Origin of the sequence: Flaviramulus aquimarinus, assembly GCF_039543205.1 — a bacterium.
Lineage (GTDB): Bacteria > Bacteroidota > Bacteroidia > Flavobacteriales > Flavobacteriaceae > Flaviramulus_B > Flaviramulus_B aquimarinus.
The window spans coordinates 1769578-1782434 of record NZ_BAABJH010000001.1 but is presented as its reverse complement, the minus strand read 5'-3'; the positions used below and the strand labels follow the sequence as shown (position 1 = coordinate 1782434).

The 12857-nt window shown below is 32.3% G+C and carries 12 protein-coding genes; 7 read left to right on the top strand and 5 right to left on the bottom strand.

The window, feature by feature from the left end; genetic code table 11:
- The gene (locus ABD941_RS08170; protein ID WP_345273621.1) at positions 1–447 is read left to right on the top strand and encodes a hypothetical protein; all 447 of its coding nucleotides are present in this window, start codon (positions 1–3) and stop codon (positions 445–447) included.
- Here the strand turns inward: ABD941_RS08170 and ABD941_RS08165 are convergent.
- The gene (locus tag ABD941_RS08165; protein WP_345273620.1) at positions 444–1085 is read right to left on the bottom strand and encodes a hypothetical protein; all 642 of its coding nucleotides are present in this window, start codon (positions 1083–1085) and stop codon (positions 444–446) included. The two genes, ABD941_RS08170 and ABD941_RS08165, sit on opposite strands and share 4 nt — an antisense overlap.
- A 730-nt stretch (positions 1086–1815) precedes the next feature.
- On the opposite strand from ABD941_RS08165, the gene ABD941_RS08160 reads away from it, so the two are divergent.
- Entirely contained in the window at positions 1816–2346 is a 531-nt protein-coding gene (locus ABD941_RS08160; protein WP_345273619.1) for a CIA30 family protein, read from the top strand.
- Between the two features lie 76 nt (positions 2347–2422).
- Here the strand turns inward: ABD941_RS08160 and ABD941_RS08155 are convergent, their stop codons facing one another.
- Positions 2423–3217, bottom strand: coding sequence for a universal stress protein (locus ABD941_RS08155; RefSeq protein WP_345273618.1), 795 nt, complete (start codon positions 3215–3217; stop codon positions 2423–2425).
- Positions 3218–3276: 59 nt separating this feature from the next.
- Here ABD941_RS08155 and ABD941_RS08150 point away from each other — a divergent pair, with 59 nt between their 5' ends.
- From ABD941_RS08150 to ABD941_RS08130, 5 genes are all read left to right on the top strand, one after another.
- On the top strand, positions 3277–3777 hold the full coding sequence (locus tag ABD941_RS08150; RefSeq protein ID WP_345273617.1) for a GNAT family N-acetyltransferase: 501 nt from the start codon (positions 3277–3279) through the stop codon (positions 3775–3777).
- Positions 3774–5108 carry an MATE family efflux transporter gene (locus ABD941_RS08145; RefSeq protein WP_345273616.1) on the top strand — a complete coding sequence of 445 codons (1335 nt, stop codon included), beginning with the start codon at positions 3774–3776 and terminating at the stop codon, positions 5106–5108. Before ABD941_RS08150 ends, ABD941_RS08145 begins: the two co-directional genes overlap by 4 nt.
- A gap of 303 nt (positions 5109–5411) precedes the next feature.
- Positions 5412–5867: a 6-pyruvoyl trahydropterin synthase family protein gene (locus tag ABD941_RS08140; protein WP_345273615.1), complete on the top strand. Its 456-nt coding sequence runs from the start codon at positions 5412–5414 to the stop codon at positions 5865–5867.
- 162 nt (positions 5868–6029) lie between these two features.
- Positions 6030–7142: an NAD(P)/FAD-dependent oxidoreductase gene (locus ABD941_RS08135; protein WP_345273614.1), complete on the top strand. Its 1113-nt coding sequence runs from the start codon at positions 6030–6032 to the stop codon at positions 7140–7142.
- Entirely contained in the window at positions 7143–7592 is a 450-nt protein-coding gene (locus tag ABD941_RS08130) for a 3-oxoacyl-ACP synthase (RefSeq protein WP_345273613.1), read from the top strand.
- Position 7593: 1 nt separating this feature from the next.
- Here the strand turns inward: ABD941_RS08130 and ABD941_RS08125 are convergent, their stop codons facing one another.
- Genes ABD941_RS08125 through ABD941_RS08115 form a run of 3 tightly spaced genes read right to left on the bottom strand, consistent with a single transcriptional unit; the run spans position 7594 to position 12776 of the window.
- Entirely contained in the window at positions 7594–8505 is a 912-nt protein-coding gene (locus ABD941_RS08125) for an ABC transporter ATP-binding protein (RefSeq protein ID WP_345273612.1), read from the bottom strand.
- 25 nt (positions 8506–8530) lie between these two features.
- Positions 8531–10615: an HAD family hydrolase gene (locus ABD941_RS08120; RefSeq protein ID WP_345273611.1), complete on the bottom strand. Its 2085-nt coding sequence runs from the start codon at positions 10613–10615 to the stop codon at positions 8531–8533.
- A gap of 4 nt (positions 10616–10619) precedes the next feature.
- Positions 10620–12776, bottom strand: coding sequence for a prolyl oligopeptidase family serine peptidase (locus ABD941_RS08115; protein ID WP_345273610.1), 2157 nt, complete (start codon positions 12774–12776; stop codon positions 10620–10622).
- Between the last annotated feature and the right edge of the window lie 81 nt (positions 12777–12857).

The window sequence follows — 12857 nt, the reverse complement described above, 5'->3', positions numbered from 1 at the left end:
ATGGATAATTTTAAACCTGTAGAAGTGCAAATTGAAGAAGCGACAGACGTTAAATGTTTGTTTTATGAGCAGCAAGAAGGTAAATGTTTTCTAATTATAAAAATAGTGGGTACCTGTTCTGTTGGGTCAAGAGGGGAAGATTATGGGCAGTACCTATATCAAAAAATTGGATTGGCACTTTTAAAGTTTCAGCCCATAGCGGTTTTAATAGATATGCAAGAACTAGAATACCAATACGGAGATAGAATCCTTAATTTATTTCAAATATTCTCTGATGTGCTAATTTTTAGTGAAAATCCCCCTATGGCATCCTTTGTATTATCCAATAAAAACAAGAATGGATTGTCTTCATTACTTCAATTTAATATTGAAAATCTACAACCACCTTTTTATTATGATTATGAGGAAGCATTTCAAGATTTATGGGAAAAGTATGACGAAATTTAGTTTTTTAAATCTTTTGCTGTTTTCGCCCCGTAAACAGAGAGAGTTGCTATTAGTGCTTTTAAATCAGCAATATCATAACGTTTCTTATTCTCTTCAATGCTAATAATTGAATTTATATAATCGATAACTGTTTCCTCCTCTCCCCGTTGGTTTATTTCAATCGCATTCAGGTCAATTAATGGACGGTCTTTTTTCACATCTTTTACTTGTCGCCCTAAAGTTAATATGAATGTATCAAAGACAACATTGTGTGAAGAAACAGTAACAACTCTCTTCATAAGATGCTGTGGTGATGGTACACTACCCAATCTGGTCTTTACACAAATAAATTCTGAAGAATGTTTGTTCCAAAAAGCAGCAATAATATTTTTATAGTTTGGTGTTTCTCTCGTTATTCTCAAGAATCTTAGAAAAAGATTTTCAAGATGTTTTCCAACGTCATCATTGGCTCCAAGGCTTTCTACTTTGGAACATGCCATAGAAGCAAAATTTTTCATATGTATTGAAGTGTAATAAGTTTTGTAACCTTCTTCCTCAAAAACAAATTCATAGTCTGGGTCAGTTTCCTTGTTTTGAGCTTGGGCATTAAATGCAAACCCAAAAACTAATACCACTAATAAATACTTAATTCTTTTCATCATTTAGTTTTTTAATTCTTCTGCTGTTTTGTTCAGAGGTTATCTTTTCCAATTCAAGTGTAACTTATTATGCAGATAAATTAATTGATAATAGTAGAAGAAATATAATTGTTATTTTAAATTGCATAAGCAGTTAATTAGTAGTTTGATTTTCAAGTATAAAAAATATTCGATAAAACCTATACTCAATTTAAGTAAATCATAAATTGATTTTATAAAATGAAAAAAGATTAAAAAAAACCGCACCACCATACCCCACTACCAAAATATTTTGGATTGAAAAATACCTGTAAGTAATTGATTATTAAGTGATTTGAAGAAGAGAGAACGAAGTCCTTTATTGACTGCCAGTCAAGCGCTCTAGCCAACTGAGCTACATCCCCTTTTTTCAAAACTATGCAAATGTATACATTTTAGTGCAAAAACCTAATACTAAAAACCCTCTATCATTTCAATTTAAGATTGGTATTTGTAGTATTCGTTCCATAGTAATTTACTAAGACATAAATTAATTCCCGAGAAACTTATATCTAACCCACTTTACTAGGCAGGGGCCTTAAGAAATTTTAAAAAAACTACCCGATAACAAAGGGTATATAATTAATATCGTAATCTGTTTATAATCGGAAAACCCTATAGATTTGGCTTTTGTTCGTTTTCTTTTACTAACTTAGACCTTGCCAACGCAACAGACATAAAATCGTAGACCTTGTAAGCAATAAATAATTTCATGAAGCACTTAATTTTTTTAATAATTACATTCCCTTTTATGGCATCACATATAATCTTCGACTTTAATCAAAAATCAGATCTAAAAAATTGGGAAATTATTGATGATGTTGTTATGGGCGGAAAATCATCAGGTTCTTTTGGTTTAAGCCCTCAAGGTTACGGGGTTTTTCAAGGTTCTATATCATTGGATAACAACGGCGGGTTCTCTTCTGTACACTATAAATTCGAACGAACATTAATTGGGGGTTTCACTAAAATCAGACTTAAAATAAAAGGCGATAATAAAACATATCAATTTAGAATAAAATCCAGTTCGGGAGATTATTATTCCTATATAACTAGCTTTTCAACAACTGGCGATTGGCAAGACATAGAAATTTCTCTAAAAAACATGTACCCTTCATTTAGAGGAAGAAAGCTTGACAAACCAAATTTTTCGGAAGACACTATTGAAGAAATAGCATTTTTAATCGGAAATAAAAATGAAGAAGAATTTAAGCTTCTAATCGATAAAATAGAATTACAGTAAATACGTTACAAAACACCGTTTACAACTAAGAATAGTCTTAAAACTTTCCAAGCTTTAATTAGACCTACCACCAATTTTACTTTAATCCACTCAATACTAATACAGGAATACTACTGTAAAAATCTTTTTTAAGAATGGTGTTCTTTTCCCATTTTTTAGCGAAGAAGCCACGTTTACGTCTTACAACACACAACATATCTGGGTTATGAGATTGGATATGCTCTAAAACACCTTGAAAGGTTGTCGCATTTTCTGTTTTTACAACCTGAGCAACAACAGCCTTTAATTCATCATTCACATCAAAATCACCTTGATTATGGTATGGTGTTTTTACTAATAATAAATCAACCGTAGCCTTAAATTTATCCTTTATAGATTGAAGCGGTTTAAGAACATGGGCTTTTTTAATAATAGCAGATTTAATGGCCATTAAAATAGTTGCTGGCTTTTTAAACGTATAGCCCTCTGGTACAATAAGCGCAGGAACATCCATTTGTTTTATTATTTTACCTGATGTTTTACCTAAATAGACCTCGTGTTTTATAGAGTTTGTTCTGGGTTCGATTAAAACCAAATCAACATCTCCTTTTTCGCAAGCCAATTCTAAAGTATCTATAAGCTTCCCTTTTAAGGTTTTTATAATAACCTCAACGCCTTTTGTATCAATTTTTGAAACCAAATCGTCTAAAAACGCTTTACTTTCCCGTTCTATAATATGGTCAACCTTAATCATAGTTCCAGCCTTGGTATAAACATTATATATCTGTACAATAAAAAGTTTTGCTTTAAAAGCTTCGGCAAAATCTACAGCATACTGCAAATGACTTAATCCATTTTTTGATGCCCCAACAGGAACTAAAATATTTTTCATATCTATAAAGTTTAAAGCTAAAATTACAATAAATTTGAAGCAAAAGTAAAATATTTACAATGATTCGTAAGGCGACATTAGAAGAAATCGATAAAATCCTCCATATAACAAGGGCTTGTGCTGTCTATATGATTGAAAAAAATATTTATCAATGGAATGAATTTTACCCCAACAAACAAGCCTTTTTAAAAGATATTAATCGTAATGAATTGTATGTGTTAGAATTAGAAAACAGTATTATTGGTTGTATTATCATATCCACATTTATGGATGAAGAATATATCCCTATCTCTTGGTTAACACCCAATACTAATAACATCTTTATCCACCGTTTAGCAATTCATCCAAACCAACAAGGTAAAGGTTATGCACAACAGCTCATGCAATTTGCAGAAGACTTCGCTAAAAAAAACCAATATACATCAGTAAGGTTAGACACCTTTTCACAAAACTCAAGAAACCAAAAATTTTATGAACAACGTGGATATAAGCGCTTAGGAGAAATTTTCTTTCCTAAACAAAGCCAATATCCGTTTTATTGTTACGAACTTGTATTGTGAATATAAACATTAGTTTAAAACATATAAACAAACTTGCCATTCCAGCCTTAATTTCTGGAGTGTCCGAGCCTATTTTATCATTAACAGATGCGGCTATAGTTGGCAATATTCAATACAACGCCACAGAATCTTTAGCAGCAGTAGGTATCGTAACCACTTTTATGTCTATGCTTATTTGGGTACTGGGCCAAACACGGAGTGCCATTTCATCTATCGTGTCACAATATGTAGGTGCTAATAAACTAGAAAACATTAAAAACCTTCCTGCCCAAGCTATTTTTATTATTACCTCTTTAAGTATTCTGATTATTGTTAGTACGTATCCGTTTGCTAGAACTATTTTCAAACTGTATAATGCTTCCAATTTAATTTTAGATTACAGCATCATTTATTATAAAATTCGTGTTCTTGGCTTTCCTTTTACTTTATTTACCATAGCTGTTTTTGGGGCCTTCCGGGGATTGCAAAACACCTATTACCCTATGATTATTGCTATTATTGGAAGTGCTGCAAATATCATTCTAGACATTATTTTGGTATATGGTATTGATGGTTATATAACTCCTATGAATATTGAAGGTGCTGCCTATGCGAGTGTTATTGCTCAAATTTTAATGGCTATTTTTTCAGCTTATTTCCTTCTTAAAAAAACAGTTATTCCATTAAAATTTAGTTTCCCATTTAATAAAGAAATCAAACGCTTTATTTTAATGATTCTTAACCTTTTTGTAAGAACTATTGCTTTAAATGTTACCCTATATTATGCCAGTGCGTTTGCAACCAGTTATGGAGCCGAATATATTGCAGCCTATACCATTGCTATAAATTTATGGTTTTTGAGTGCTTTTATTGTTGATGGTTATGCTAGTGCAGGTAACATTCTATCTGGAAAACTCTTTGGAGCAAAAGCCTATGGTTTATTAATTACCCTAAGTAATAAATTAATAAAATATGGTCTTATAATCGGGATAATTTTAGGTCTCATTGGCGCGCTGTTTTATTATCCAATAGGGCGTGTTTTCACAAAAGAACCCGAAGTTTTAAATGCTTTTTACAATGTGTTTTGGATAGTTCTGGTTATGCAGCCTCTATGTACATTAGCATTTATTTTTGATGGTATGTTTAAAGGTCTAGGAAAAATGAAGTATTTACGTAATGTGCTTTTATTTTCAACCTTTATAATATTCATACCCATATTATTTTGGTTAGATAGCTTGGACTATAAATTACATGCCATCTTTATTGCCATTACTGTCTGGATTATTGCCAGAGGCATTCCCTTAATCATAAAATTCAGAAAAATGTTTATTCCACTTTCACAAAATAATTAACTTTGCATAATAGCATAACAAACCATTATGAATCTATTTATTACTTTACTTCTGCAAGTAGATATAGAAGAAAAAATACAAAACGCACCGGATAAGGGATACGAAATAGGTGTCTTTATTGGCTCTATGTTACCTTTTGTGGTTCTTGTATTATTAGCTTACTTAATTTATAGATATAACAAAAATAGAATTAACAAACAATAATATGGATATCATGTCATTTTTGAGCGGCAATGGATTGTTTCTCGTTTTAGCTTTAGTTTTAATAATCGTTTACGCCGTTAACCGCAGAAAAAGAAAATAATGGGCAATAACATTCGTATCACAAAACAATTCTCTTTTGAAACAGGTCACGCTCTTTATGGTTACGACGGAAAATGTAAAAACGTACATGGCCACAGTTATAAACTCTCGGTTACCGTTATTGGCAAACCGATTTCGGATCATACCCATGTTAAATATGGCATGGTTATCGACTTTGGTGACCTTAAAAAAATTGTAAAAGAAGAAATTGTAAATGTCTTTGACCACGCCACGGTTTTTAATAAAAACACCCCGCACGTAGAACTTGCCAAAGAGCTCCAAGACCGCGGGCACAATGTCCTGTTAGTCGATTATCAACCTACCAGTGAAATGATGGTTATAGACTTTTCAAAAAAAATAAAAAAAAGGTTGCCAAAACATATTCATTTGCACTCCTTAAAACTTCAAGAAACCGATAGTTCTTTTGCAGAATGGTTTGATTATGATAATATTTAGGGCGTTACCTTAATCCTGAACTAAATTCAGGATTAAGGTCGGGCTTTTCGCTATATCTTTTTTACAGAAAAAGCAAAAAAGGATACCGCTGCAATCCCTAACGCAGTAAAAAAATTCCATTAAAATTTTAGGTATTTTTACTAAAATCAAAACACCAAAATAGTGCATCTTTCATATTGGGAAATAAAAAACTGGTTAACAAATATCGATTTCACTATTGTAGGTAGTGGTATTGTAGGGCTTAGTTGTGCACTACAATTAAAAAAACAACACCCAAAAGCCAATGTTTTAGTTCTAGAAAAAGGTGTTTTACCTCAAGGTGCAAGTACAAAAAATGCTGGGTTTGCATGCTTTGGGAGCCTAAGTGAAATATTGGACGATTTACAATCCCATTCAGAAGCAGAGGTTTTAGAGCTTATAAAAAAACGCATGGAAGGCCTAAACTTTTTACGCAACACATTGGGAGACCAAACCATAAATTACAAAAACCATGGCGGTTATGAATTATTTACTGAAAGTGATTCCGAATTGTTTCAACTCTGTTTATCAAAAAAAGACGCTATAAACAAAATGCTTAAACCCATTTTTAAAGATGATATTTTTAGTCTGCACGATAATAGCTTCAACTTTAAAAACATAAAAAATCAATACGTTTATAACCCATACGAAGGTCAACTTGACACCGGGAAGATGATGGAATCTTTGATGTATTTAGCATTAAAACAGGGTGTCAAAATTTTAAATAGTATTCAGGTTGAAAGTTTTTCAGAAATCAATGATTCAGTAAAAATAAAAACTAATGCATTTGAGTTTTCAAGCTCGAAGTTAATGATAGCTACAAATGGCTTTGCATCGCAACTCATTAACGAAAAAGTAAAGCCCGCCAGAGCACAGGTTTTAATTACCAAGCCATTAAAAAACTTGCATATAAAAGGGACATTCCATTTAAATAAAGGGTTTTATTATTTTAGAAATATCAATAACAGGATTTTACTTGGGGGTGGACGTCACATTGATTTTAAAGGTGAAGAAACCACAGTACTAAATCAAACAGCAAAGATTCAAAACACCTTAGAAGACCTTTTAAAAACCACTATTCTTCCGGAAACAGCTTTTGAAATAGACCAGCGTTGGAGTGGAATTATGGGTGTTGGAAACCAAAAGAAAGCGCTTGTAAAACAACTAAGCAACAATGTGTTTTGTGGAGTTCGTCTTGGCGGCATGGGCATTGCTATTGGCAGTTTAGTTGGTAAAGAATTAGCAGATTTAGTTTAAATGAATATTAAAAAGAGCTTATATAACCAATGTCAAGAATTTGTTGGAAAGCGATTCCAGATCATTCAAAATACCATTAATGAAATTCAAGTGTCATTACGGTCAGAAACCAAAAGTAGTGCTGGCGATAAGCATGAAACTGGCAGAGCCATGCTACAACTAGAACGTGAAAAAGCAGGCCGCCAATTGGCTGAAATTCAAAAAACAAAGGAACTGCTATTAAAAGTAAATATAAATAAAACTTCTAAAACAATTGGTTTGGGTCAGGTAGTTTACACCTCTAACGCCAACTATTTTATAGCCATAAGCGCTGGAGCTTTACAAGTAAATGATGATTTGTTTTATGCTGTTTCGTCAAACACACCTATTGGGCAATTATTAATAGGTAAACATGTTGGGAATACTGTAACTTTTAGAAATGAAACCTTTAAGATTGAACAGGTCCTATAAACTATTTTTTAATTAAAAGATTTACCTTTTGGTTTAAATTAAGTTTTTCAGGATGCTCAAAAAACACCTTTTCCTCATTCCATTCTGCTTCAATTAAAAAGTAATGGCCTTTATAATACGATTGTTTTACAACAGCTATTACATCTGATTTTTCAACGACTTTTAACTGATTGGCATAAACCATCTCGCCATCAATCTCATTAAACTCCCCAAAAAAAGAAGCGACTAATTTGTTTTCAGGATTATTATACAAATACTGAGGTGTATTATTTGCTATAATTTTAGCATCATGTAAAACAATCATCTTATCCGAATACGATAGCACATCATCCTTATCATGGGTAGCCACAATACAGGTAATGTTTTTTTTCTTTAAATATTTAAACAGGTTTCTGCGTAAGGACTGTTTTTTAAAATTATCAATATGGCTAAATGGTTCATCTAATAAAATCACTTCTGGTTGTTTTGCTATGGCCCTTGCCAATGCTACACGTTGTTTCTGTCCGCCGCTTAATTCTTTAACTTTGGTTTTTGAAAATGGGGTCAATTCCACAACTTCCAAAAGTTCTTTAATGCGTTCTTGCTTTTCTTCAGGGTAAAAATTAGAAAGAAATGCGCCTATATTTTCTGAAACTGAAATAACAGGCATTAAATCGAATTCCTGTGCCACATATTTCATATAATCGGGACCTGTAATGAGATTAAATTTTGGACCTAGAATTTCTTCGTCCTTCCAGTATATATGGCCTTTGTTTAAATCATAAGTTCCATACAGCAATTTTAAAAGTGTGCTTTTTCCAGAGCCACTTTCGCCAATAATAGAAACGTGTTCACCTGTTTTTACACTAAAGTTAATATCCTCTAGAATGTTTTGCTTTTTATAACGGAATGTTACATGTTGTATGTCTAACATAGTAGCTTAACGTACTAAATAAAATTTAGATTTTATTGGCATCCTTAAAATAAGTAGATTTAAGTAAAAACGAATTTTTTAAAACCTTAAACCTAATATATCTATTTAGTAGAAAATAGAAATAAATAAAGTAGGTTGGTGTTAAAGCTGCTAATATTTTATTTTTCTCATAGAGTATAGGCTTTAGTTTTGTTATATAACGAAAGACCAATTCGGGGGTTAATAGGAAGGTGAGGATGTACTTCATAATACCATCGCCTTCTTCTTTCTTATATGAAATCCCGACTTTATTAGTTCCTATATTTTGATAAAACCCAGAGTTTAAGGTTTGGATAAACTTTAAATGTCTACGGTTATGGAACAACCCAGAAATCAAAGCTTTCTTCGAAATTATTCGCTGTATCATTTCTTGGTCATAACAAATAGTCTCCGTGCTTTTTAATAGTGCCAAATGAAAATCAAACATTTGCTTTTGATGGTCTTGGATATAATTATCATACAACCATTTTTCTTCTGCATTGTGTTTTTCTAGTACATAACCATTATTCTTATTCGTATACCCAATAGCACTTCCATGATTGGCTGCCGAAAATTGCTCATAAAATTGGTTATTTGCCATTAAAATATTATCATGATAATTGGTAAATGGCAGTATTGAAAAAATCAAACCATCACGTTGGGTTTTTTCTTTAATATCATACATATACCGCAGCCCTAAATAATAGCCTGTAACTGGTATTTTTTCTTCAAAAAAACCAAAAATAGATTCTTGCATAGTCCCTCCCCAGCCAATATCCACAAGGTGTATACCTTCTTCTTCGACATTGGCATTAAAAGAATTTATATACGCGTTAAAGTCTGAAGTATTAGACTGTTTGTGGTTTTTATAAAATTCCGTAAAGTTTTTATTGGCCTTAAGGTTTGTATATTCTGATGAATTAAAAAAGTCATTTATAGGCTTGTCAATGTCTATATTCAATGCTGTTACAATTGCTTTTTTTATATCATCAGGGCAGTTAAAGAAGGTTAAGAAATCTTGTAGCGACAGTTCTGGATATTCTTTTTTTAAGTATTTAAATTCTTCTTTATCAATAGTCTTTAAGTTTATCTGCATTGATGCCTGCCTTGATATCTTTAGATAATGGGTTTTTATTTTGGCACCATTTTCAATCGAAGCAAAATCTTGATACGAGTCGAATAGTTTTTTTAAATACTGTCCTTCTCTAGAAAGAAAAAACAAGTTTTTAACACCTTCTTTTTTACATTTATAATAGAGCCTTTCTGTAAAAAAATGATAAAAAATAATATACTGTGTAAAAGGCATAGACGATTTTTTAGTGCATGCCTTATATATGGTATTTACTGCTTTTTTTGCTTTCTTATAATCATCACCTAATGCGTTACGTCTGTTCTTCCTCAAATACTTATCATGAGGTAAAAGAAATGCATTGAGCCCATTTTTAGTTGCATTTTCAAAATCGCTTCGTTTATTATCGCCAATCATCATAATATCCTTCTGTTGGATTGAAAGTTGTGAAATAACAGCATTATAAATAGTCCCGCTATGTTTACTTTTTTCAAGTGATGAAGAGCTAAACACATCATCAAAAACATCTAAAATACCATGGTGTTTTAGCATTTTTTTGAATAATGATTTGGAGCCATAAAAATCTGAAACGAGGTATACTTTACCACCATTCGCTTTAAAGTCATTAAGCAGATTTAAGATGTTTTCATTCGGGTATTGAACACTTGTTTCTGCCTTAAGATCTATGCTTTCAAAAGCTTTAACAAATTGTGGTTTGTTAATGTTTTCAATAATATTGTTATTGACTAAACGTTTATAAATTTCACCTATTAATGTTTCATAAGGCACTTCTACATTGTTTCTATCTAACTTATTACACAAATAAGTCATGGATTCTTGCCTTATGAAATAAAGTTCGTCTGTAGTCGTATTAAGACCAAATTCTATAATCATGAATTTAGCCCATATTTTTATGGTATAATTAGGATGAACTGTTCTATGAATAAGTGTATCATAATAATCTGTAAAAAGGACTTTGATGTTTTTGTCTGTTAGATTCTTTTTTAATCGATTCAAATACATAGTCTTATCCTTTTATTTTTTCATTGGTTAGACTTGGCAAAACTTCAAATCCCATGTTGTATAGTGTAAAACCAAAAAGGTCTACATATTGTTCAATGGCCTTGCTTACAGGTGTTCCTGCACCATGGCCTGCATCAGTTTCAATACGGATTAGGGTAGGGTTATTTCCTATTTGTTTGCTTTGTAATTCAGCAGCAAATTTAAAACTATGCGCAGGCACAACACGATCATCATGATCGCCAGTTGTTATTAGTGTTGCTGGATAGTGTACTCCAGATTTCACATTATGTAAAGGTGAATACCCTTTTAAATAATGAAACATTTCTTTATTATCTTCAGCAGTGCCGTAATCGTAAGCCCAGCCGGCTCCAGATGTAAAGGTATGGTAACGTAGCATATCCAAAACACCAACTGCGGGCAAGGCTACTTTTGCCAACTCTGGACACTGTGTCATTACAGCGCCTACCAATAAACCGCCGTTAGAACCACCCCTAAGTGCTAAATATTCTGATGATGTATACTCTTTGGTAAATAAATATTCCGCAGCAGCAATAAAATCATCAAATACATTTTGTTTTTTCATTTTAGTTCCTGCATCATGCCATATTCTACCATATTCGCCTCCTCCACGCAAATTGGGAACGGCAAAAACACCTCCTTGTTCCATCCAAACGGCATTGCTAATACTAAAAGCAGGTGTTAAGCTAACATTAAATCCGCCATAGCCCAATAGAATTGTTGGATTTTTACCATGTAATTCTAATCCTTTTTTATGTGTAATCATCATGGGTACTTTGGTACCATCTTTTGAGGTGTAAAATACTTTATTGCTTTCGTAAGCATCACTATTAAACTCAATGGATGGTTTCCAATATAATTCAATATCTCCTGTTTCAACATTAAATTTATAAATACTTGATGGTGTATTGTAATTAGTAAACGAAAAATAATTTGCTTTTTCTTCTTTTTTGCCACCAAAACCACTAGCTGTTCCTAATCCAGGAAGTTTTACATCTCTAACTAATTTTCCGTTATAATCATACTGTTTTACTCTTGAAATGGCATCGACCATATAATGCGCAAAGAAATAACCACATCCTGCCGACGGCGATAAAACGTGCTCAGTTTCAGGAATAATATCTACCCAGTTATCTGGTGTAGGATTTAATGTGTCTACAGCAACTATGCGCTTATTTGGTGCGTTTAAATTCGTAACCAGAAACAGTTTACTCCCTGAGTTATCAATAACATAGGTGTCTGTATCGGTATGGTTTAAAACAGGAACTAATGTGCTATTTGGTACAGAAAGGTCTTTTATAAATAGTTTATTCCCAGAGGTTGATACTCGTGGTGTGATAACCAAATACTTGCTGTCTTCTGTAACTTTAGCATAAATATAACGGTGCTTTTCTTCGGGGGTTCCACCAAAAATTAAAACATCATTTTTTTGAGCAGTTCCTAATTTATGATAGTAAACTTTGTGTTGGTCCGTTTTAGCAGAAAGCTCGCTACCAAAAGGTTTATCATAACTTGAATAATAAAACCCTTCATCTTTATACCATGATATTTGAGTGAATTTGACATCAATGAGTGGGTCTTCAATAATAGCTTTCGTTTCGGTATTCATGATTAAAATTTTCCTCCAATCACTTCCACCTTCAGAAATAGAATATGCCAATATTGTTCCGTTTTTTGAAAAACTCATGCCGCCTAAAGATACGGTCCCATTATCTGAAAATGTATTCGGGTCTAAAAACACCTCAGCTTTAGCATTCCCTTTTTTTCTATGGTATACATTCTGATTTTGTAAACCATCATTTTTTGCAAAATAGGTATAATTCCCTTCAACAAATGGAGCACCAACTTTTTCGTAATTCCATAAACTAGAAAGACGTTCTTTTAAATCATTTCTAAAAGGGATATGGTCTAAATAACTAAATGTTGCTTTATTTTGTACTTTAACCCAGGCAGCTGTTTCTTCACTCTTATCATCCTCTAACCAACGATATGGATCTTTTACTTCTACACCAAAGTAATTATCTATAGTATCTAGAGTTTTTGTTTTAGGATAATCCACGCTAAGAGGCTTTTTTTCTGCATTGGTTTCATGACTAACCAATATAATAATTAATGTAAAAAGGCTGATTAGTGCTCTTTTCATGATGATATTTTTAATCTGCTCAAAAATAAGGAAAAAAGAGAGAGTATTCGTATTGGAGATAAAGTTTACAAAGCCCTTTTA

Coding starts and splice junctions, on each gene's coding strand:
- ABD941_RS08170 (WP_345273621.1), top strand. CDS start 1: ATGGATAATTTTAAACCTGTAGAAGTGCAAATTGAAGAAGCGACAGAC.
- ABD941_RS08165 (WP_345273620.1), bottom strand. CDS start 1,085: ATGAAAAGAATTAAGTATTTATTAGTGGTATTAGTTTTTGGGTTTGCA.
- ABD941_RS08160 (WP_345273619.1), top strand. CDS start 1,816: ATGAAGCACTTAATTTTTTTAATAATTACATTCCCTTTTATGGCATCA.
- ABD941_RS08155 (WP_345273618.1), bottom strand. CDS start 3,217: ATGAAAAATATTTTAGTTCCTGTTGGGGCATCAAAAAATGGATTAAGT.
- ABD941_RS08150 (WP_345273617.1), top strand. CDS start 3,277: ATGATTCGTAAGGCGACATTAGAAGAAATCGATAAAATCCTCCATATA.
- ABD941_RS08140 (WP_345273615.1), top strand. CDS start 5,412: ATGGGCAATAACATTCGTATCACAAAACAATTCTCTTTTGAAACAGGT.
- ABD941_RS08130 (WP_345273613.1), top strand. CDS start 7,143: ATGAATATTAAAAAGAGCTTATATAACCAATGTCAAGAATTTGTTGGA.
- ABD941_RS08125 (WP_345273612.1), bottom strand. CDS start 8,505: ATGTTAGACATACAACATGTAACATTCCGTTATAAAAAGCAAAACATT.
- ABD941_RS08120 (WP_345273611.1), bottom strand. CDS start 10,615: ATGTATTTGAATCGATTAAAAAAGAATCTAACAGACAAAAACATCAAA.
- ABD941_RS08115 (WP_345273610.1), bottom strand. CDS start 12,776: ATGAAAAGAGCACTAATCAGCCTTTTTACATTAATTATTATATTGGTT.